General features: G+C 68.1%; 17 protein-coding genes. 10 read left to right on the top strand and 7 right to left on the bottom strand.

What is annotated here, in order from left to right; genetic code table 11:
* Positions 1 to 38: 38 nt before the first annotated feature.
* The gene (locus PMES_RS14700; RefSeq protein ID WP_159966488.1) at positions 39 to 758 is read left to right on the top strand and encodes a sulfotransferase; all 720 of its coding nucleotides are present in this window, start codon (positions 39 to 41) and stop codon (positions 756 to 758) included.
* Between the two features lie 10 nt (positions 759 to 768).
* Here PMES_RS14700 and PMES_RS14695 read toward each other — a convergent pair whose 3' ends face one another.
* Both PMES_RS14695 and glf read right to left on the bottom strand, forming a co-directional pair.
* Positions 769 to 1,809, bottom strand: coding sequence for a hypothetical protein (locus PMES_RS14695; protein ID WP_159966487.1), 1,041 nt, complete (start codon positions 1,807 to 1,809; stop codon positions 769 to 771).
* Between the two features lie 26 nt (positions 1,810 to 1,835).
* Positions 1,836 to 2,981 (bottom strand): UDP-galactopyranose mutase, encoded by a 1,146-nt coding sequence (gene glf, locus PMES_RS14690; protein ID WP_159966486.1) that lies wholly within the window; start codon positions 2,979 to 2,981, stop codon positions 1,836 to 1,838.
* A 191-nt stretch (positions 2,982 to 3,172) separates the two neighbouring features.
* Between glf and PMES_RS14685 the strand changes: the two genes are divergently transcribed.
* Positions 3,173 to 5,656: a calcium-binding protein gene (locus tag PMES_RS14685; protein ID WP_159966485.1), complete on the top strand. Its 2,484-nt coding sequence runs from the start codon at positions 3,173 to 3,175 to the stop codon at positions 5,654 to 5,656.
* A 75-nt stretch (positions 5,657 to 5,731) separates the two neighbouring features.
* Positions 5,732 to 6,718 (top strand): glycosyltransferase, encoded by a 987-nt coding sequence (locus PMES_RS14680; protein ID WP_236549824.1) that lies wholly within the window; start codon positions 5,732 to 5,734, stop codon positions 6,716 to 6,718.
* Between the two features lie 27 nt (positions 6,719 to 6,745).
* Here PMES_RS14680 and PMES_RS14675 read toward each other — a convergent pair whose 3' ends face one another.
* Positions 6,746 to 7,609: an ABC transporter permease gene (locus tag PMES_RS14675; RefSeq protein WP_236549823.1), complete on the bottom strand. Its 864-nt coding sequence runs from the start codon at positions 7,607 to 7,609 to the stop codon at positions 6,746 to 6,748.
* Positions 7,610 to 7,720: 111 nt separating this feature from the next.
* Between PMES_RS14675 and PMES_RS14670 the strand changes: the two genes are divergently transcribed.
* Entirely contained in the window at positions 7,721 to 9,163 is a 1,443-nt protein-coding gene (locus tag PMES_RS14670) for a KpsE/RkpR family capsule polysaccharide export protein (protein ID WP_159966484.1), read from the top strand.
* A 13-nt stretch (positions 9,164 to 9,176) separates the two neighbouring features.
* Positions 9,177 to 9,830 (top strand): ABC transporter ATP-binding protein, encoded by a 654-nt coding sequence (locus PMES_RS14665; RefSeq protein ID WP_159966483.1) that lies wholly within the window; start codon positions 9,177 to 9,179, stop codon positions 9,828 to 9,830.
* A gap of 22 nt (positions 9,831 to 9,852) precedes the next feature.
* Here the strand turns inward: PMES_RS14665 and PMES_RS14660 are convergent, their stop codons facing one another.
* Together PMES_RS14660 and PMES_RS14655 are read right to left on the bottom strand one after the other, a co-directional pair.
* Entirely contained in the window at positions 9,853 to 11,601 is a 1,749-nt protein-coding gene (locus tag PMES_RS14660) for a glycosyltransferase family protein (protein WP_159966482.1), read from the bottom strand.
* A 21-nt stretch (positions 11,602 to 11,622) separates the two neighbouring features.
* Positions 11,623 to 13,137, bottom strand: a complete 1,515-nt coding sequence (locus PMES_RS14655) for a glycosyltransferase family 2 protein (protein ID WP_159966481.1) — start codon at positions 13,135 to 13,137, stop codon at positions 11,623 to 11,625.
* A gap of 224 nt (positions 13,138 to 13,361) precedes the next feature.
* Between PMES_RS14655 and PMES_RS14650 the strand changes: the two genes are divergently transcribed.
* The 3 genes from PMES_RS14650 (at position 13,362) to gph (ending at position 17,040) form a co-directional block, all read left to right on the top strand.
* On the top strand, positions 13,362 to 15,614 hold the full coding sequence (locus PMES_RS14650) for a GSCFA domain-containing protein (protein WP_159966480.1): 2,253 nt from the start codon (positions 13,362 to 13,364) through the stop codon (positions 15,612 to 15,614).
* Between the two features lie 74 nt (positions 15,615 to 15,688).
* The gene (gene rpe / locus PMES_RS14645) at positions 15,689 to 16,399 is read left to right on the top strand and encodes a ribulose-phosphate 3-epimerase (RefSeq protein WP_159966479.1); all 711 of its coding nucleotides are present in this window, start codon (positions 15,689 to 15,691) and stop codon (positions 16,397 to 16,399) included.
* Positions 16,396 to 17,040 (top strand): phosphoglycolate phosphatase, encoded by a 645-nt coding sequence (gph, locus tag PMES_RS14640; RefSeq protein ID WP_159966478.1) that lies wholly within the window; start codon positions 16,396 to 16,398, stop codon positions 17,038 to 17,040. Before rpe ends, gph begins: the two co-directional genes overlap by 4 nt.
* 22 nt (positions 17,041 to 17,062) lie before the next feature.
* On the opposite strand, the gene PMES_RS14635 is transcribed toward gph, so the two are convergent.
* Entirely contained in the window at positions 17,063 to 17,476 is a 414-nt protein-coding gene (locus PMES_RS14635) for a type II toxin-antitoxin system VapC family toxin (RefSeq protein WP_159966477.1), read from the bottom strand.
* Between the two features lie 6 nt (positions 17,477 to 17,482).
* Positions 17,483 to 17,773: a type II toxin-antitoxin system Phd/YefM family antitoxin gene (locus PMES_RS14630; protein WP_159966603.1), complete on the bottom strand. Its 291-nt coding sequence runs from the start codon at positions 17,771 to 17,773 to the stop codon at positions 17,483 to 17,485.
* Positions 17,774 to 18,023: 250 nt separating this feature from the next.
* Here PMES_RS14630 and PMES_RS14625 point away from each other — a divergent pair, with 250 nt between their 5' ends.
* On the top strand, positions 18,024 to 18,482 hold the full coding sequence (locus PMES_RS14625; RefSeq protein WP_159966476.1) for a (2Fe-2S)-binding protein: 459 nt from the start codon (positions 18,024 to 18,026) through the stop codon (positions 18,480 to 18,482).
* A gap of 3 nt (positions 18,483 to 18,485) precedes the next feature.
* The gene (locus PMES_RS14620; protein ID WP_159966475.1) at positions 18,486 to 20,657 is read left to right on the top strand and encodes a xanthine dehydrogenase family protein molybdopterin-binding subunit; all 2,172 of its coding nucleotides are present in this window, start codon (positions 18,486 to 18,488) and stop codon (positions 20,655 to 20,657) included.
* The last annotated feature ends 168 nt before the right edge of the window (positions 20,658 to 20,825 follow it).

Raw genomic sequence — 20,825 nt, 5'->3', positions numbered from 1 at the left:
CCGAAGAAGCCGTTTGCCGCCGACCCAGGAGACCGCCCATGCCCGCCGATCCCGTCCCGTCGCAAGGCGCCGCCTTCGATACCGCGCCGTCGCACGTGATCATCGTGACCTACGGACGGTCCGGATCGACCCTGTTGCAGAACCTGCTGAACGGGCTGGAGGGCTATTGCATCAGGGGCGAGAACAACAACGCGCTTTTCCATGCCGCGCGCGCCTGGCACGCCCTGGTCGGCGCCGAGCCCGTGCAGGGGCTGCGGCGCACCGGCGAGACGACGGGACCGGACCATCCGTGGTACGGCGCCGAGACGGTCGACACCGAGGCCTTCGGCGCGGCCATGGCGCGTGCCTTTCTCGCGGATGTCCTGCGGCCGCCAGCGGGAACCCGCGTTGCGGGTTTCAAGGAAATCAGGTTTCATCACTGCGGCGGTTATCTCGATGCCTATCTCGACTTCATCCTCAGATTCGTGCCCGATCCGCGCTTCGTGTTCAACACCCGCGATCACGCGGCAACCGCCCGTTCGGGGTGGTGGGCGGCGATGGACCCCGATGCCGTCAAGCGCGAGCTGGACATTGCCGAGGCCTGTTTCGCGCGGATGCGGGAACGGCTCGGCGAGCGCGCGATCGCGGTGCATTACGACGACTACGTCGCCGACATCGCCGCTCTCGAGCCGCTTTTCGCCTTCCTTGGCGATCGCCCGGACAAGCGGACGGTGGCGCGGGTGATGGGCCGACGATTGCCCCATAGCGGCGTCGATTGAGAAGGCACGCTCAGCGTTCAGCGGTCGCGACCTCGATCACGCGGCGCAGCGCCTGCGGATCGGCATAGCTCCAGAGCCAATCGCGCATCCGCGCGCGCGCATCCTCCGGCCCGCCGCCGTGATCGACAGTTGCGGCAGCCTCCGGCCACTGCTTCTGATCGGTGAAATAGGCGCTGTTGTGATGGGCGATCACCGGCGCGGCATTGCGCCTGATGCACTGCGCCATCCGCGCATCGTCCAGCTTCAGGCGCGGATACTCCGCAAGCACCGGATCGGCGCGCAGCCGCATGATCACGCCGCGCCGCGCCGCGATCGTCTCGAGGCTCGCATAGGCCGGCACGAAGGTCTCGTTGACCCCCAGCAGCCACGCGCTCGCCGCGCCGCACAGGCTCTCGTTGCTCTGCTCGGGCACGCGCGGCATCCCGACCGGGCGGCCGATGATCGCCTCGCAGCGCTGGCAGAAGTCGCGCACGATGTCGCCGCCCGTCAGATTGGCACGGTCGAAATTGCGCACCGCGATCCGCCCCGCATCCGCGAGCCGCACATGGGCCTCGATCCGCGATGCGGGCCGATAGGCGAACGCGTCCGGCGTCTCGAGCTGGGAGAGGCGCAAGCCGTCGCGGATCTGCTGATTGATCTTCGAGGGATAAAGCGCGACCGGATCGCGCAAGTAGCAGATGACGGCGATCTCGTCGAAGATCGTGCGTAGCGCGCCGTAGAGGGCCTCGGGCTCGGCGAGGTCGAGGAAATGCTCCGAGGAGAGGATGGTCACCTCGGGGCGGTTCTTGTGCACGCGCCGCTCGAGATCCTGCCAGTTGCGCATGCTCCAGCGGTGCATCGCGGCAGGTGTCGCGAACTTGTCGCGCAGGTTCGGGATCACCGGCTCGTTCTGATTTGCGAAACGCGCTGAAAGAGCCCTGTCGAAGGGCCCCCATTGAGGCGCGAAGGCGAAGATTCCCTGCGACCAGAGGCGTCCGCGATTGGCCCTGAGTGTTTCCTGCAGCGCCGTGGAGCCGGCCTTCGGCGCGCCGATATGGACGATTGCGAGCATCCGACTGCCTTTCCGTTATGCCCCGCTCAGAGCGGCGGGCGGCTGAAGGGCGCGGGCGCCTCGCCCGACGCCACGGCACGCAACGTCGCCTGCGCCGTGTCGAGCGCCTCGCGGATGGTCACGTCCATGTCGATGTAGCGGTAGGTCCCGAGCCGTCCCACGAAGGTCACGCCCGTCTCGGCCTGCGCCAGCTCCACGTAGCGCGCCAGCATCGCCTTCTCGTTGACGAGACGGATCGGGTAATAGGGAATGTCGCCCTCACCCGCCGCGCGGCTGGTCTCGCGATAACACACGCTGCGCTCATGCGTCTCCCAGGGGGCGAAATGCTTGTGCTCGGTGACCCGGGTCTGCGGCACCGCGGCATCGCCGAAATTCATCACCGCGCATCCCTGGTAGTCGCCCTCCGCCTCGAACCGCTCGAAATCGAGCGTGCGGTAGCCCAGCCGGCCGAGGCGGTAGTCGAACCAGCCGTCGAGCGGGCCCGACCAGAAGACATGGTCATGCTCCGCCCCGAGGGCCGCGTCATAGGGGCGTCCGAGATGCAGCTCGATACCGGGGTGATCAAGGATCGAGGCGACCATGGCGGTGTAGCCGTCCTCGGGCATCCCCTGGAACTTGTGAAAGAAATAGTTGTCGTCGTAGTTGAAGCGCACCGGCAGGCGCTTGAGGATCTCGGCGGGCAGTTCGGTCGGCGCACAGCCCCACTGCTTCTCGGTGTAGCCCTTGAAGAAGGCGGCATAGAGGTCGGGCCCGACGAAACGCAGGGCCTGCTCCTCGAAATTGGCCGGATGCGCGATCGTGGTGTCGGCCTGCTCGGCGATGAAGGCGCGCGCCGCGTCGGGGCGGAAGGTCCGGCCATAGAACTGGTTGATCGTCAGCAGGTTGACCGGCAGGGAATAGACCGCGTCCTGCGCCGTGGTCATCACCCTGTGCCTGTAGGGACGGAAGGTGGCATGGGCATTGACGTAATCCCAGACCTGCGCATCGTCCGTATGGAAGATGTGCGGCCCGTAGACATGCACCATCACCCCCGTCTCGGCACAGCGCTCGGTGTGGCAGTTGCCGGCGACGTGATCGCGGCTGTCGATGACGCTCACGGCATGGCCCGCCTCGGCCAGTTGCCGCCCGATCACGGCACCCGAAAGCCCCGCCCCTACTAGTAGAAATCTCACACCATCGCCCCTTGCTCTGCGCGCCGCGTTGTAGCATCCGCTGCGCAACGCGCCAATGCCAAGGTCTGAAGCGAAGGTCAATTTTGCGCTGTCAATCCGCAGTGTTGATCACGTTTTGGCCGGAATTGCGTCCCCTCCCCCACCCCGTGCGCCGCACATTCCTGCACCCGGTTTCAGGTGCGGGGGCAAGCATGGACATCACGTTCGAGGGTCGATTCGGATCGGGTTTCGTCACTGTCGATATCGGCATCCGCTCGCTCGCGGGCGTGGCGGTCGAGGGTCGTGCCCATCTCTTCACCGCCACGGGGCCGGGCGGCGGACTGGCCAGCTATACCCTGACGGAGGGCGCCGCCCCGCGCCTGCGCGACGTGGAGCGTTTCGCCTGGACGGATACGGAGGCGGGGGCCGGAGAGCTTTCGGTCGGCATGGGACCCGGGGGGCTCGACCTGGTATTCGCCGGCTCCAGGATCACCCCCCTCGAGATCGATCACGCCTTCCGCATGATCCCCGGCACCGCCACGCCCGGCCTCGGGGCGGGGCCGGTGCTTGCCATGCTCGATGCCAGACCGGGCGAGGGCGCGGCCCATTTCGCCGATGCGGGCGGTTTCGGCGCAAGCGTGGCCGGCGGCAGCGTCCTGCGCCTTGCGCCGCGCGGCGAGGATGCCGGCGCCGTTCCGCACTCGGTCGCAGCGATGGAATGGGCGGCGCGCGCGCATGGCGGCGCGCCCGTCCATGCGCTCGCCGTCGACAGCGGCAGCGGCGATCTGAGCGCCTGGCATTTCGGCACGCCGGGCGCGGCGCCAGTCTTTATCGACCGGATCGGGGCGGGTGACGGGCTCGGGATCGGCCGTCCGACCGACGTGGCGAGCGTGGCCGCGCATGGCGCCAGCTGGGCGATCGTCGCGGCGGCCGCCAGCAGCTCGCTCAGCGTCGTGCGGGTAGAGGATGACGGCACGCTGGACGCCGCCGACCACGTCCTCGACACGCGCGAGACCCGCTTCGGCGCCGCGCAGGCGGTCGCGGCCATGGAATTGCCCAATGGCGGCGCGCTCGTGGCGGCGGGTGGCGGCGATGACGGGCTCAGCCTGTTCTCGCTCCTGGGCGACGGGCGGCTCGTGCATCTGCGCAGCATCGCGCATGACATCGGGCTGGGCCTTGATGCCGTGACGGCGATCGAGGCAATGGAGGTCGGCGCGAGCTTCCAGCTCTTCGTCTCCTCGCAGGCCGCGGACGGCCTGTCGCGCTTCGAGATCGACCTGTCGCGGCTCGGCGAGCTGCGCGGCTCCAGCGGCGCGCGGGGGACGTTCACCGGGACGGGCCGCGACGACATGATCGCGGGCTCCGGACGCCTCTCCGGCGGCGGGGGCGACGATATCCTCGCGGCGGGTTCCGGGGCGACCGACATGCTCGGCGGCGGCGGGCGGGACATCTTCGTCATCGACGGCGGCGCCACGCGGGCGCGCATCCTCGATTTCGAGACCGGGCGCGACCGTATCGACCTGTCCGACCTGCCGATGCTGCGCGCGCCAGAGCAACTCGAGACCTACGGGCTCGCCGGCGGGATCAGGCTTCAATATCGCGACTTCGAGCTGCGGGTGCTGTCGCATGACGGGGCACGCCTTTCGACCGACGACCTCTTCGGCACCCGGTTCGAAACGCCGGACCGGGTCCTGATCCTGGGCAATCTTTCCGCCTCGCCCGCGCCGCCAGAGCTGCCCGCGCCGTCGGAGCCGCCGACCGAAACCGAGCCGCCCTCTACGCCGGGCGGAACGGACCAGACGGGCGGGGAAGCGACCGATCCCCCGGCCGGAACGGATGGCGAGACGCAAGACGGCGAGACGTCCGATATACCGCGCATCGTCAAGACATTCGGCACGCCCGGCCGGGACGTTCTGACCGGAGACGGCCGTTCCGAGGAAATCTGGGCCCTGCGCGGGGACGACCATGTCGCGGGTGGCGGCGGCAATGATACGCTCGGCGGCGGCTACGGGGCCGACACGATCCTTGGCGGCGACGGGCGCGACATCGTCTTCGGGAACGACGGCGCGGACCTGATCATCGGCGGCACCGGTGCCGACCGGCTCTGGGGCGGCCCTGCGCATGACACGATCGAGGGAGGCGCCGGCGCCGACACGATGGCCGGGAACGGCGGCGCGGACCGCATATTTGCCGGTGGCGGCACCGATCTCGTCTTCGGCACGGGTGGCTGGAACCGTATCTTCGGCGGCAGCGGCGCCGACATCCTGTGGGGCGGCAACGAGCCGGACCGGATCGAGGGCGAGAGCGGCGACGACTTCCTCGGGGGCGGAGCTGCCGACGACACCCTGTCCGGCGGCGGCGGCCGCGACCTGCTCGTCGGGAATGCCGGCGGCGACAGGCTCCACGGGGGCGGAGGCGCCGACACGATGCGCGGTGAATGGGGCGCCGACACCTTCGTCTTCGCCCCCGGCGACGGCTGGGACCGGATCTCGGATTTCGACATGCGCGGCGGCGACCGGCTCTTGCTCGATGCGCGGCTGTGGAGCGGCGGCGAGAACGCGGCGGCCCTCGTCGCCGCGCATGGCGAAATCAGCCCGTGGGGCGCGGCGCGGCTTGCCTTCGACGGCGGCGAAAGCCTCTCCTTCGACGGAATTTACGCCCTTGCCGGGATCGCGGAGCATATCGATTTTCTCTGAGCGGGCCGCTTTTGGGTTTGACAGGGGCCGACGCTGGCGCCATTGCGGGCCCGCCGCGCAACCGGGAGCCTGCCAGTGCGAAGCGAGATCACAGATGCCGGCGCGGGTCGGCTGGTGGCGGTCGTCGTCACCCATCAGCGTCTGCACCAGCTCGAACGCACCATCGCGCGGCTGCTCGAAAGTCCCGCCCATGAGCTTTCGGCGATCGTGGTGATCGACAACGCCTCGAGCGACGGCACCCCGGCCTGGCTGTCCGCACAGGACGACCCGCGCCTGCATGTCCATCGCAGCGAGGTCAATCTGGGCGGTGCCGGCGGGTTCGAGATGGGCGTGCGGATCGCCTGCGCGGACCATGAGCCGGACTGGTTGCTGCTGACCGACGATGACGGGCGTCCCGGCCCGGGCGCGCTTGCGCGATTCCATGCCCTGCCCGCGGGCAAGTGGGATGCGGTCGCGGCGGCGGTCTACCTGCCGGGCGGCGCGATCTGCGACATGAACCGTCCCGCGCTCAATCCCTTCGACCACCTGCCGGTGATGGCGCGGTCCATGGCGGGTGGCGGGCGCGAGGGCTTCCACCTCGGCCCCGAGGATTACGCCGGCCCGGCGCGCCGCGTCGACATCGCCTCCTTCGTCGGCTTCTTCGTCTCCGCGGGGGCCGTGTCGCGGGCCGGCCTGCCCGAAGGCCGTCTGTTCCTCTACGCCGATGACAGCCTCTACACGCTGCGCATGACACGCGCCGGCGCCAGGATCGGCTTCGAGCCCAGCATCGTCTTCGAACATGATTGCAGCACCTTTTCCGGGCGCCCCGGACAGTTTACCCCGGTCTGGAAGAGCTACTATTATCATCGCAACCTGCTGCTGCTCTACCGGCTGGCGGCCGGCTGGCTCTTCTGGCCGGCGATGCTGGCGGTCCTGCCCAAGTGGCTGCTGCGCACGCGGGTGCAGAGCCGCGGCAAACGCGCCCCCTACCTGCGCCTGCTGGGCCTCGCGCTGCGCGACGGGCTCATGGGGCACACCGGGCGCGGCCACGCGGTGGTTCTGCGCGCGGCCGGCGAGGACTGAACCGCCCGCGCCTTGGGGTGCAGGCGCTCAGATGTTCAGGATCGTCTTGTAGTGCCGGCGCAGCAGCAAGAGCCCCATCATCAGCGGCGCGAGGGCGCAGCCGAGGACATAGACCCACGAGAGGTATTCGGGATTGTACATCGGGTAGAGACCGGTGCGCATCAGCCCCGTCACATGCATCAGGGGATTGTACCAAAGCACGTTCTGGGCGCCCGCGGGCAGATCCTCGTAGATGAAGATCACCCCCGATGCCAGGAAGAGCGGCCGGGTGACGATGCCCCAGAACATCTCCCATGTCGGATAGAGCCCCATCAGCAGGCAATTGAGCGCCCCGACGCCCAGCCCCAGCAGGGCCGCCAGCAGCATCGCCCCGACCAGAGGCCCGATATCGATCACCACGCGCGCATCGGTGAAGATCAGGATGCCGGCAAAGAGAAGGTAGCTCACCAACAGCCCGGTCAGGGTGTTGAGCAGGAACCGCGCGAGAATCGCGTCGAGCCAGGTGACGGCCGGGTAGGCCAGCAATGGCCGCGAGAAGAGCAGCGAGCGGGCGACCATGTTGGTGATTACCATGTAGAGATTGAACGGCAGGAAGCCCGAGGCATAGAAAAGCAGGAAACTGTTGCCCAGTGACGGTGTGCGCAGCAGCAGCGCGAAGCCGAAGGACAGGATCAGAACAGCGCCGAGCGGCTCGAGGATCGCCCACAGGTAACCGCCGGGCGTGCGGCCATAGCGCGTGGACATCTCGCGCAGGATCAGCGCGGCGACGGTTCGCATGGTTCCCGGTCGGATCCGCCGCCCCCCATGCGGGACCTGCGCGGCGGGAACGGTCACGGTCGGCTCGAGCGCGGCGGCGCGTCCGGCATCGTCGATGGGGGATCTGTGGGTCACGAACAGGTTTCCGCAAGGAGGTGGCCCCGCCGCTCGGGCTGGCGCTTTCGGGGCGGAGTATGTAGAAACGCGCAGGCGAGATCAAACCCGGTTCGGCAGGGACACGTTTTGGTGCACAAAGACAATTCCGCCGCCCAAGCGGCGCCGCAGGCCGAAACCGATCAGCCGGCCCAGAAGACGCCGGGCGCGGCTCCCGGGCCGGATGCCGGCGCCGCCTCCCCGCCTCGCCCGCAAGGGCAGGCCGCTCAACGGCCCGCAGGCGCCCCCCAGAAACAATGGCCCGCCGAGGGCAACGCGGCCGGCGGCGGCCCCGGCGGCGGCGGGCATGGCGGCAAGCCGGGCGGACAGTGGCCCGGCAAGCAGGGCCAGGGCGGCGGGCAATGGCAGCCCAAGCCCCCGCCGCCCTCGCCCGTCGTCGAGGTGCGGCCCGTGGCCGAGCCGGCCCGGATGAAACGCCGTCACTGGGGGCTCGTGGCGGGGTTCATGATGCTCGTCACCCTGCCCCTCGCGATCGCCGCCTACTACCTTTGGGAAATCAGCGTCGATCAATACGCCTCCAAGACCGGGTTCACGGTCCGCCAGGAAGAGGGCGGCACGGCCACCGAACTGCTTGGCGGCCTGGCGCAGTTCGCCGGGGCGGGCGCGGGCTCAGATGCCAGCATTCTCTACGAGTTCATTCAGAGCCAGGAGATGGTCGAGCTGATCAACAGCGAGCTCGATCTCTATGCCATCTATGCGCAGAACTGGGAGCAGGATCCGGTCTTCTCGCTCTGGCCGGATGCGACGATCGAGGATTTGCTGTGGTTCTGGCAGCGGATGGTGCAGATCTCCTTCGACCAGTCCTCCGGGCTGATCGAATTGCGGGTGCTGGCCTTCGATCCGCGCGATGCGCAGCGGATCGCCGAACAGATCGTCGGCATCAGCCAGAACATGATCAACGATCTGAACTCGGCCGCACGGGCGGATCTGACCAACTATGCCGCCGCCGATCTCGAACAGGCGTTCGCGCGGCTCAAATCCGCCAGGCAGGCCCTGACGGAATTCCGCACGCGCACCCGCATCGTCGACCCCGAGGCCGAGATCCAGGGACAGATGGGCGTGGTGAACAACCTGCAGCAGCAGCTTGCGCAGGCGCTCATCGAGCTCGACCTCATCACCGGAAGCTCCGCTTCGGGCGATCCGCGCGTCGTGCAGGCCGAACGGCGCATCGAGGTGATTCGCGAACGCATCGCCCAGGAACGCGGTGCCTTCGCGGACGACACACCCTCGGGGCCGAACTCCGACTACCCCTCGCTCCTGGCGGAATACGAGGGGCTCGTGGTCGACCGCGAATTCGCCGAGGAGACCTATCGCGCGGCACTCGCGGCCGCCGACCTGGCTCGCGACAAGGCCGCACGGCAGAGCCTCTATCTCGCCACCTATGTCAAACCGACCCTCGCGCAGACGTCCGAATATCCGCGCCGGGTCATGCTGATCAGTCTGGCCGCGCTTTTCCTGGTGATGATCTGGGCGATCGCCTCGCTCATCTATTACAGCCTCAGGGATCGCGGCTGAGAAGGGCTGTCGGATGATCCGTTTCGAGAATGTTACCAAGAGCTTTACCTTGCGCGGACACCGCAAGGTCGTGATCGACAACCTGACCGCCGATCTTCCGACCGGCCGCTCTCTCGCGCTGCTCGGACGCAACGGCGCCGGCAAGTCGACGCTGCTGCAGATGATCGCCGGGACCATCAGGCCCGATAGCGGCCGGATCGTGCATGGCGGAACGATCTCCTGGCCCGTCGGCTTCGCCGGCTCCTTCCACCGCGAGATGACCGGGGCACAGAACATTCGCTTCATCGCGCGGATCTACGGTGTCGACACCACCGCGCTGGTCGAGTTCGTCCGTGATTTCGCCGAGCTGGGGCGGCATTTCCATATGCCGGTGCGCACCTATTCGTCCGGGATGAAGTCGCGCCTCGCCTTCGGCGCCTCGATGGGCATCCGCTTCGATACCTATCTCGTGGATGAGGTGACCGCCGTCGGCGATGCCGCCTTCAAACGCAAGAGCCGGGCGGTCTTCCGCGAGCGGATGCGCTCTTCAGGGGCCATTCTCGTCAGCCACGATCTCGGTCAGGTGCGCGAATTCTGTGATGCAGGCATCCTGCTGGAGAATGGCAGCCTGCGCTATTTCGAGGATCTCGACGAGGCGATCTCGCGGCACCGCGACATCCTCGCGTAACGCGGGCGGCGCCGCGTCCGGCTCATTCCGGCGCGCGCCAGAGCCGCAGCCGGAGCGGGCCGCGCGACAAGTCACCGAAAGCACCGCCCGACAGATCCGCGAAGAACTCGGCGCCCGTGCGCGCCTCGCCCTGCTCGGGAGGCGCCACGCGCAGACCCGGCGTGATCTCGCGGGCCAGATGCGCCGTGAAGGCCGGATCGGCGGGCGTCAGGTCGGCGCCGGCGAGGTGGATTTCCCATCCCGGACCCGAAGGTTGGGGCCCCGTGCCGGCCGCCGCCTCGAGCTCCTCGACATTCCGCCGCAGCCAGTAGAGCTCACGGCCGAGGCGGCGCGCCACTGCCCGGACATCGGCCAGAAGCGCCGTGTCCCAAAAGCCCCCCGTCAGAACCAGGGCGCGTTGCGGGATACCCTCATGGCGCAGCTGGCACAGGTTGAAAACCGTTCCCTGCAGGTTCCAGAACCGCCCGAACGTCTTGTTCGAGATCATCAGCGCGGCCTCCGGCGGCATCGCGCGCAACGCCTCGAGATGTTCGGCAAGACCGCCCGCCAGAAGATGCGTGTCGAGGACATGGGCCGGCTTGCCGAGACCCGCCTTCGGCTTGACGGCCCCCGCGGGCATGACCGTGATGTCGAGCGTCTCCTGCGTGCCGCGCAGCACGATGGCCCGCGCGTCGGCCGCGGGGCCCGGCGCATCCAGCATCCTGACGGCCGGCATCTGCGTCAGCGTCTTGATCTGCCAATGCCCCTCGATCTGCGCGGGGTCGGCGACATGAAGCCCGATCGACGCGCCCTCGGCATGGGCGCCCATCACGATCCTGTAGACCTGTGTCAGGGCCGCTTCCTCGAGTGCGCCGGGTAGCACGAAGACATGATCGATCGCCCGCTCGGCGGGCTCCGCGATGCTCGGGCTGACCGGAATGGCAGGCGCGGCCGGCGCGGTCGCGGCCGGCTGGACCTGCGGAGCGGCCGGGCGTGCCGCGGGCGGCTGCGGCGCGGGCCCGCCCGTCACCCGCGCGACATGCGGACCGGGCGCCGGCAGCGGGCGGGCCGCCTCGACCTCGCGCACGAGATCGAGCGGAAGGTTGCGAACGCCGCCGAAGCCGTCGATCTCGGCACAGATATGCTCGAGCGCGCCGGTGCGCGAGGTCACGGTCTCGAAAATGGTGCTCTCGGTCTGCAATTCGCGCAGCCACCCCGCGGGACGGTCGACACAGACGAGACCGATGCCGCGGTCGTGGCAATGCCCCGCGAAGCGTACATCGACGAAGGTCGCCGAGCCTTCCATGATTGCCGCGTCGGGGGCATGTGCGGCCTTGATGACCGCCGTGCCGGTGCCGATCTGGTTGACCACCATCGGATCGGGCAGGGCCTTGTCGAACACATGCACGAGCCGGGCGCCGGGGGTGCCGTCGAAAAAGTCGGAATAGATGATGCCATGCACGCCGAGCGCCACCCTGTCGGGCCCGTATCGCTCGAGCAGGGCGCACATCCGGGAGACGTAATCGTGCGGATAGATGATATCGTCGTCGAGGTAGAAAAGAATGTCATCCGGCGCAGCCTCGACATCGACGAACTTGCCCTCATCCTTCAAGTCGCGATCGGGAATGATGCATTCCACGTTCTTGAGGCTGCGTGCGAAGCGCGGCGGGGCGGCGCATTGATTGGCCACGACGACGAGGCGGTCGAGCTGCGGCGCGATCGATGGGACGACGAGTTTCAGCTCGTCGAGGCGCGGCGGGTAGGTCGCCATGATGCCGATAGTTCTGGACATGTCAGATCCGCTTGCGAGAGGTCATGGACGGTCGGCGGGCTCCGAGCCGGTCGGCGGAGTGAGCAGCCCGGCCTCGGACAGTTCCGCCTCGAGCGCGCTGTCGCCGTCGGCGAGGATGCCGGGACTGCGCAGCTCGTTGCGAAAGACGATCTCGGCGAAGGCGCGCCGGGCGGGCGCGCGGTATCCGTCCTCGTGCGCCGCGCTGCCTTCCTGCCGGGTGAGGGAGCCCTCCCCCCAGAGCCCGAGAACCAGGGGCTGGTCGACCTCAGCGATCGCGTCGCTGCCGAAGAGCGCGCGCAGCCGCTCGTAGAAGACGGTGTCGCCGCCGAACATCACGGGGACGAACGGCCCGGTGCGCTTGAAGACCTCGGCCCTCACCATAAGCGAGTTGAGGCAGGGCCGCTGCGCCAGGCCGTCGCCGAAGAACACCGTCTGCCCGTCGGGACGCAGCCGCAGCCAGCGCGCCTTGCTCGCCACCTTCATGCCCGCGGGCGTCGCGGCCGTGTCCGTGCCGTCCGCGCCTTGCGCGCCGCCGCGGATCGCCGCGAGCTGCGTCTCGATGCGTTCCGGCATCGCGATGTCATCGGCATCGGCGAAGGTGATATAGGCGCCGCCCGCCTGCGCCAGCATCTGGTTGCGGATGTTGTAGGGGCCCTGGTTTCCCTTGGAGCGGAAGATCCGCACGCGCCCGTCGCGCTGCGCGGCGGCCCGGGCGATCGCGAGGGTCTCGTCGGGGCTGTCATCGACGCAGACCAGCACCTCGATGTTGCGGTGGCTCTGCGCCGTGATGGCATCGAGCGCGTAGCCGATTGTGCCCGCCGCCATGTAGGCCGACATGACGACACTCACGAGCGGGCCGTCCGGGCTCTCGGGCAGGGCCTTCTCGAAGGTCAGCTCGGGAAAGAAGCGTCCCGGCTCGAAGACGGTGCGTCCCAGCGTGCTGACGCCGCGCCCGTCGAGGAAACGGTTCAAAAGATCGCGCGCCATTGCGTGCGATCCGTTCGCGGCATGGTGGTTGGCCAGCAGGAGCAGCGTTTCCGCCGGCCCCCCGGATGCCAGCGCGCGGGCCGCGATGCCGAAGGTCTCGGCGCGGCATACCCGCTCGGGCTGGTTGAGGTAGAAGGTGTTCAGCCGGCCCGAGCGCGGCAGCGTCGCCAGGTGCTCGGACACGCCCGGCGCCCCCGGCGCGAGCCCGTAGACCGACAGGCAGGTGAGGGTGTAGTCGTTCTCGAAGGCCAGCTCCCCGGCCTGTGCGAGCAGCGCGCGGATCGCCTCGACCTCGCCGAGCGCGACGAGGCAGCGCAGCGCGAGCGGTACGATCCGGGCCTTGTCGGCGGGCTCCAGCTTGGGCCAATGGACCATGAGATAGGCCCTGATCGCGTCGGCGGTGGCATAGCATTCGGATTGGAGCGCGACGCGAAGCTGCTCGACGAGCGCGCCGATGGGGTCGTGCCGGAAGGCCTTGGAGAGGTTTTCGTTGATCGCGGCGATTGCCTTGAACCTCGCCGAATCAACATGCCTGTACGCCTGGCGCATCCACATCTCCTCGATCGCGGGTCTTTCCGGCCGGTCCGTCTCGGGCCATGTCCGGCGCGGACGGTCATATGAAACCTGCTCCCATCCCGCAAGGTGGAACTGCGCGGCGCATGCCGGTGGCCGGCGGATCGCCGGCAGCCGGGGACAATGCGCTGGTCAAGCCTGCGCGCATCTGAGAAACTGCGGCCTGATTTTCCGAACACCACGCAGCGCCAGGTCACGCCATGAAGATTATCGTTCATCCAGGGTTCCACAAGACCGGGACCACGGCCATCCAGACCTATCTCAAGACGCATCGCGACGCGTTGGCGGCGGCGGGCTTCATTCATCCCGATTTTGCCGAGACGGGAGACCCCGGCAAGATCGCCGGGAACTTCTACTTCGCCAAGCAGGTCGCCGAGGCGCCCGAGCGGGTCGCCGAGTTCCGCGACTACATCGCGGCCCAAGCGGCGCGCGGCGACGTCCTGTTCCTGAGCGCGGAATCGATGATCCGCCATGCCGCCGATCCCGGCGAGGCGCGCGCGCAGAGCCCGGCCGAGCACTGGCGTGCCCGCATCGCCTATGTCGAGCGCCTGCGCGAGGTTCTGCCCGGGAACGATGTGGAGGTGGTCTTCACCCTGCGCGACGTCTTTCCGCTGGCCGAGTCCTACTACCAGGAGAACGTCAAGAAGACGATGTTCTCCGGCGATTTCACGACCTATCTGCGCACCCGTTTCGTGGAATACGACATCGCCACGATCATCACCATCTGGCAGCGGATCTTCCCGAAGGTCACGATCCGCTCCTACGAGGCGGACATGACCCATCCCAAGGGGATCGTCGGTGCGCTCCTGGCCGATTACTGCCCGTCCTACGAGGTCGCCGAGGCCGCCGGGCGGCACAATGTCTCGCTGCAGGCCAAGCTCCTGGACATCCTGCGCCGCGCCAACGCGCATATCGCCCCCCGCGACAAGCCCCGCCTGATCCAGATCCTCGACCAGTTGAACGCCGCGCCTCCCTTCGATGCGAAGATGACCTTCTGGACGGAGGAGGCGCGCGCGGCCATGGGCCCACAGCTCGAGGCGCAGGCGGTCTTCCAGCAGATGCAGCCCGGCGCCGCGGCCATCGAGGATCACGGGCTCGGGGGGCGTCCGGCCTTCGAGCCGGCGAGCCGCGCCGAGCTTCGCACGGCCCTCGACGCCATCGAGGCGCAGGCCCCCGACATCGCGGCGCAGCTGGCCCCCCTGGAGGCGCCCGCCGCGCGGCGCTCCGGCCCGGCACGCACCGAGGCCCCCGCCCCATCGGCGCCTGCCCCATCGGACCGCCCGGCATTCGCGGCGGCGACGCTGACCGGCATGATCGAGCAGATGCCCGCGCGCGAGGCGATGGCGCGCACCCGCAAGGCGATGTGCCGGCTGACATCGGAGGTCGAATATCTCAGCACCAAGACCTGGCCGACGATCGAGCCGCCCTTCCAGATCGAGACAGGCGCGAAGGTCTTTACCATCGGAAGCTGCTTCGCCCGTAACATCGAGGAATATTTCGACGTCCTGGGCTTCGAGTTGCCCACCCTCGGGATCAAGGCGCGTCGCGAGGAATGGGCCGGCCGGCCCAATGGCATCCTCGACAAGTACAACCCGCCCAGCATCCTCCATGCCGTCGAATGGGCGCGCGAGATCTACCTGCGCGACGACAAGATGCGCCCCTCCGATCTTGCCGAACTGAGCATCGAGGTCGGCGAGGACCAGGTGGTCGATCTGCAGCTCGCCGGTTTCGTTCCGGTGACGCGGGCGCGGCACGCACAGCGGCGCGCGCAGGTCTACCAAGTCTACCGCGAGCTCTTCACCGCCGATACGGTGATGATCACGCTGGGGATGACCGAATGCTGGAAGGACCTGGAAACCGGCAAATACATCGACGGCGCGCCGCTCACCCGGCAGCTGCTGCCCTTCGCCGAACGGTTCGAGTTCCACAATCTCGACGTGAACGCGTCGGTCGCCTTCATCGACAAGGCCTTTTCGCTGATCCGGGAGGTGAATGCCGACGCGAAATTCGTCATCACGACCTCTCCCGTTCCGTTGATCCGGACCTTCACCGGCCTGAGCTGCGTGAGCGCGAACGGATATTCCAAGAGCACGCTGCGCTCGGCCTGCGGCGTGCTCGATCAACGCTGGGGCGATGATCTGTTCTATTTCCCGTCCTACGAGATCGTGTCGGGCGCGCGCAGCTGGGATTTCTGGCAGCGCGATTGCCAACACCTCAAATCCGGAGCCGTCGCGCAGATCGTGCACTACCTCGTGCAACACCTGATCCGCGAGCTCGGCCAGGACGAGATCGACTTCCTCGGAACCTACGCCTTCTCGAGCCTGCCGGAACGGCGCGAGGCGCTCGCGCTCGCGGAAGGGCTTGCAGAGCGTTCGCAGGACACGCGTCATCACGAACGGCTCGCGATCCTGCGCGAGACGTTCAAGCCCCGCGCGCCGAAGGCGAAAGCCTGACGGCGCATCGGGGCGAGGCGTCCGCCGCCCGCCGAACGCGCCGCCGCCCATCCCTGCCAGAAAGGTAACAGACCATGAGCTTTGACCGATCCATCAAGATCGCCCCTTCGATCCTTTCGGCCGATTTTGCCAATTTCGGCGCCGAATGCGCCGCGATCGAGGCGCAGGGCTGCGACTGGGTCCATGTGGACGTGATGGACGGTCACTTCGTTCCCAACATCACTTTCGGCCCCGCCACCTGCGCCGCCATCCGGCCCCATATCCGGGGCGTTATGGATGTGCATCTGATGATCGCGCCCGTCGATCCCTATATCGAGGCCTTTGCCCGCGCGGGCGCCGACATCATCACCGCCCATGCCGAGGCAGGACCGCATATCCACCGCACGCTGCAGGCCATTCGCGGCGCAGGGGCGAAAGCCGGGCTGGCACTCAATCCCGGCACGCCGGCCGCGATGGCGGCGCCCCTTCTCGACATGGTCGATCTTGTCTGCGTGATGACGGTCAATCCCGGCTTTGGGGGCCAGAAGTTCATTCACAGCCAGGTCGAGAAGGTCGCCGAGTTGCGCGCCATGATCGGGGATCGCGACATTCATATCGAGATCGATGGCGGGGTCGATCCCGAAACGGCGCCACTGGTGGCCGCCGCGGGCGCGGATGTCCTCGTCGCGGGTTCGGCGGTCTTCAAGGGTGGCAGCGTGCACGATCCCGCACCCTACGGGGCCAATATCCGCGCGATCCGCGATGCGGCCGAGGCCGCGTGCGGTGCGGGCGCAGGGGCGAAGTGACCGCGATCGTCTTCGATCTCGACGGGACGCTGATCGACAGTGCGCCCGACATCCGCGCCGCGGCGAACGATGTGCTCGAGGCGGAGGGCCACGCGCCGCTGACCCTGCCCGAAACCCGCGGCTTCATCGGCCGGGGCGCGGCCGTTTTCGTGCAGCGGATGCGTGCCGCGCGCGGGATCGGGCCCGCCCGGCAGGCCGACATGCTCGCCGCGTTCGAGGCGCGCTACCTGACGGCGGTCGAACTGACCCGTCTCTATCCGGGCGCGCGCCCGGCGCTCGAGGCCCTGATCGCCGGCGGCACGCGGATCGGGATCTGCACGAACAAGCCCCTGGCCGCGACCCATGCGATCCTGACGCACCTGGCCATCGACGGGCTCTTCGGCGCGGTCATCGGGGGCGACAGTCTGCCTTCGCGCAAGCCGGATCCCGCGCCGCTCCACGCGGCCTTCCGGGCCCTCGATGCGTCATCGGGGCTCTTCGTCGGCGACAGTGAGATCGACGCGCAGACCGCCCGCGCAGCCGCGATACCTTTCGCGCTTTTCACCGAAGGCTACCGCCAGGGACCGGTCGCCGATCTGCCGCATGACTGGCAGTTCTCCCGATACGATCAGCTCGCCGCGATCGCGGCCGCGGCACGCTGACGGTATAGCCCGCGCCGCCTCATCAGGGAACCGCCGCGAAGGGATCGACCAGACGCGCACCGGTGGGGGCAAAATCGGCGATGTTTCGTGTCGCGATCACCGCATCATGCGACAATGCGCAGGCCGCGATCATCAGATCGGCCCCGTCATGGCCGAGCCGGGCCGATAGCCGGCCCCAGATCCGCGCCTCATCAGCCCCGAAGGGCAGGATCCGCGCGCCAAAGAGGAGCATCGTCCTGTCGATCCATTGCCGCAGGTCGGCGGCGAATTGCGGATCGCGTCGCTCCTGCATGGCGATCCCGCGCTCGATCTCGCCGATCGTGATGCTGGTAATGCGCAGGGCCGCATCCTCCTGCGCGGCCAGCCAGCGCGCCACCTGCGGGGCGCGCTCGGTGCGGCGCAACGCCGAGAGCACATTGGTGTCGAGGATGATCATCCCGCCTCAGAAATGCACGTCGCGTGGACGGGCTTGCGCGCGCGGCGCAGGGGCGGCGGCATCGGGCGTCTCGTCGCCCGCGCGGCCCCGCGCATCGCCCGGCACCGGGAAGGCGCGTAGATGATCGCTGAAACTGCCCGCGTCGCGCCGGGCCGCTTCGGAAAGACGGGTATATTGCTCAACCGAGAGCACAATCACGGCGGGCTTGCCACGGCGGCTCACCTCCTGCGGCGTTCCGGCAACCGCGGCTGCGACCACCGCGCTGAAGCGGTTCTTGGCATCGTGCAATGTCCACATATGCATCGCCCCCATCTGTCCAACGACTTGGACAGATAGATAGGCCATCCGAGTGTTCCGGGTCAAGCGCACAGGACGGCCCCAACGTCATCGAGCGCAGGGCATGTGCGTTCGCGAACGATTGGGCGCCTGCAATTCATGCGCGAACCTGATATGCTCGGGGCTGATCAAATCCGCGGCATATGACAGGCTGTCCGAGCGCGTCTCGGCCGCTATGTCATGTGCCATTCTCCAATGACAGGACAGAGACATGGTCAAATTCACCGTGAATGGCGAGGAACGCTCCGTCGATCTTCCGGGCGACACCCCCCTGCTTTGGGTCTTGCGCGACGAATTGCAACTGACCGGCACGAAGTTCGGCTGCGGCATCGCGCAATGCGGCGCCTGCACCGTGATGATGGACGGCATGACACGTCGCTCCTGCGTCACGCCGATCTCGATGCTCGAGGGTGCCGACGTGCAGACCATCGAGGGGCTCGACGATCCCGAGACCCGCGCGGTCCAGGACGCCTGGAAGGCTATCGACGTACCGCAATGCGGCTGGTGCCAGTCCGGCCAGGTCGTCAGCGCCGCTGCGCTTCTGCGCGAGATCCCCAATCCCACGGACGAGGACATCGACAACGCGATGGCCGGAAACATCTGCCGCTGCGCCACCTATGTGCGCATCCGCGAGGCGATCCATAACGCCGCCAAGACCCTGGAGGGCTGAGCCATGACCAATCAGACCAGACGCCAATTTCTCGGCGGCACCGCCGGGCTCGTGATCGGCATGACCCTGCCGCTGCGCGGCCGTGCCCAATCGGGCGCCGCAAACGCCTTCGCGCCCTCCGGCGAGCCGGCCAAGTTCGCGCCGAACGCCTTCGTGCGGATCGCGCCCGATGACACCGTGACCGTCATCATCAAGCATATCGAGTTCGGCCAAGGGCCCAACACGGGCCTGTCGACCCTCGTCGCCGAGGAGCTCGACGCCGACTGGAGCCAGATGCGCGCCGAGCAGGCGCCGGCCAATAACGAGCTCTACGCGAACCTTCTCTTCGGGCTGCAGGGCACCGGCGGCTCGACCGCGATGGCCAACAGCTACACCCAGATGCGCCAGGCCGGCGCGGCCGCGCGGCACATGCTGATCGCCGCCGCCGCCGAGCAATGGGGCGTTCCGGCCGAGGAGATCACGATCGAGAAGGGCACGATCAGCCATGCGGCCAGCGGCAAGAGCTCCGGTTTCGGCGCGCTCGCCGAGGCCGCAGCCCAGCAGGAGGCCCCCGCCGAGCCGAAGGTCAAGGACAAGTCCGAATTCCGCCTGATCGGCACCGACCGGCCCAAGCTCGACACGCCCGAAAAGACCGACGGCACGGCCATCTACACGATGGACGTGTTCCGCGACGGGATGCAGACGGTCGTCGTGCGTCACGCGCCCAAGTTCGGCGCGACGGTCGCCTCCTTCGACGATGCGCAAGCGCTGGAAGTGCCCGGCGTCGAGGCCGTGCGAGAGATCCCCGGCTTCGGCGTCGCGGTCTATGCGCGCAACACCGCCGCCGCGATGAAGGGCCGCGAGGCGCTGAGCATCGAGTGGGACGAGAGCAAGGCCGAAACGCGTTCGTCGGAGCAGATGTACGAGGAGTGGTCAAAAGCTGCCGAGAGCGCGCGCGACGTCGAGACCGCCGGCGATTTCTCCGGCAAGTTCGACGCGGGCGAGACGATCCTCGAAGAGGAGTTCCGCTTCCCCTTCCTGGCCCACGCACCGCTCGAGCCGCTCGACGCCGTGCTCGAGGTCAAGGACGGCAAGGCCGAATGCTGGATGGGCGCGCAGTTCCCCTCCCTCGACAAGCCGGCGATCGCGCAGGGCCTCGGGATCGACCCCGAGAACGTCATCATCAACGTGATGTTCGCCGGCGGCAGCTTCGGTCGCCGCGCGCAGCCGACCGCGCATATCGGCGCCGAGATCGCGGCCATCGCGAAGGCCGCGGGCGGTGACGGATCGTGGAAGCTGGTCTGGACCCGCGAGGACGACCTGCAAGGCGGATATTACCGTCCGCTGACCGTGCACAAGCTGCGCGGCGCGCTCGATGCCGAGGGCAACATCACCGCCTGGGAAGACGTCATCGTGAACCAGTCGATCATGGCCGGCGGACCGATGGCCGGAATGATGAAGGACGGGCTCGACCCGACCTCCTTCGAGGGTGGCACCAAGATGCCCTACGACCTGCCTGACATGCGTGTCGGCTGGGCGCAGATGGAAACCGCCGTTCCGCCGCTCTGGTGGCGTTCGGTCGGTCACACCCATACCGGCTACGCAACCGAGGTGTTCCTCGACATGCTGCTCGAGAAGGGTGGCAAGGACGCGGTCGAGGGGCGGCTCGCGCTGCTGGGCAACGACGATGCGGGACGCGACCGTGCCGTGCTCGAGAAGGTCGCCGAGATGGCCGGCTGGACCGGTGAGCGGGTCAAGGACGGGCGCGGCTATGGCGTCGCGGTTCATGAGAGTTTCAACACCTATGTCGCACAGATCGTCGAAGTCTCGGACATCGAAGGCTTTCCCAAGGTGCACAAGGTCTGGTGTGCCGTCGATTGCGGCGTCGCGGTCAACCCGAACGTGATCCGCGCGCAGATCGAGGGCGGCATCGGCTACGGCCTCGGCACCGTTCTCTTCGACGAGATCACCTTGCTCGAAGGCGGCACGGTGGCACAGCAGAACTTCGACACCTACAGGATGCTGCGTATCAACGAGATGCCCGAGATCGAGGTCGCGATCATCGACAGCGATGCCGATCCGTCGGGCATCGGCGAGCCGGGCACCCCGCCCGTGGGTCCCGCCCTCGCCAACGCCTGGCGCGCCCTGACCGGCACGACGGTCACCCGCCTTCCGTTCCGCGCTGAAAAGGTCTGAGCACAATGAAATACCTAGCAATCGCCGCCATTCTGGCGGCAACCCCCCTCGCTCCGGCCTTCGCGGAGGAAGTGAACGGCCTGCGCACCGCCGACGAGTTCTCGGGCATCGAGAACGAGACCGAGCGCAGCCAGGCGCTCTTCGAGGAGATGATGAAGGTCATCTCCT

It is taken from the genome of Profundibacterium mesophilum KAUST100406-0324 (assembly GCF_009835145.1).
In the GTDB taxonomy this organism is placed as follows: Bacteria; Pseudomonadota; Alphaproteobacteria; order Rhodobacterales; family Rhodobacteraceae; genus Profundibacterium; species Profundibacterium mesophilum.
Note: the sequence above shows the minus strand (reverse complement) of the source record. Positions and strands in the feature narration are given on the sequence as shown.

Coding starts and splice junctions, on each gene's coding strand:
- PMES_RS14620 (WP_159966475.1), top strand. CDS start 18,486: ATGACCAATCAGACCAGACGCCAATTTCTCGGCGGCACCGCCGGGCTC.
- PMES_RS14685 (WP_159966485.1), top strand. CDS start 3,173: ATGGACATCACGTTCGAGGGTCGATTCGGATCGGGTTTCGTCACTGTC.
- PMES_RS14665 (WP_159966483.1), top strand. CDS start 9,177: ATGATCCGTTTCGAGAATGTTACCAAGAGCTTTACCTTGCGCGGACAC.
- PMES_RS14660 (WP_159966482.1), bottom strand. CDS start 11,601: ATGTCCAGAACTATCGGCATCATGGCGACCTACCCGCCGCGCCTCGAC.
- PMES_RS14635 (WP_159966477.1), bottom strand. CDS start 17,476: ATGATCATCCTCGACACCAATGTGCTCTCGGCGTTGCGCCGCACCGAG.
- PMES_RS14650 (WP_159966480.1), top strand. CDS start 13,362: ATGAAGATTATCGTTCATCCAGGGTTCCACAAGACCGGGACCACGGCC.
- PMES_RS14630 (WP_159966603.1), bottom strand. CDS start 17,773: ATGTGGACATTGCACGATGCCAAGAACCGCTTCAGCGCGGTGGTCGCA.
- PMES_RS14655 (WP_159966481.1), bottom strand. CDS start 13,137: ATGCGCCAGGCGTACAGGCATGTTGATTCGGCGAGGTTCAAGGCAATC.
- PMES_RS14700 (WP_159966488.1), top strand. CDS start 39: ATGCCCGCCGATCCCGTCCCGTCGCAAGGCGCCGCCTTCGATACCGCG.
- PMES_RS14695 (WP_159966487.1), bottom strand. CDS start 1,809: ATGCTCGCAATCGTCCATATCGGCGCGCCGAAGGCCGGCTCCACGGCG.
- rpe (WP_159966479.1), top strand. CDS start 15,689: ATGAGCTTTGACCGATCCATCAAGATCGCCCCTTCGATCCTTTCGGCC.
- PMES_RS14625 (WP_159966476.1), top strand. CDS start 18,024: ATGGTCAAATTCACCGTGAATGGCGAGGAACGCTCCGTCGATCTTCCG.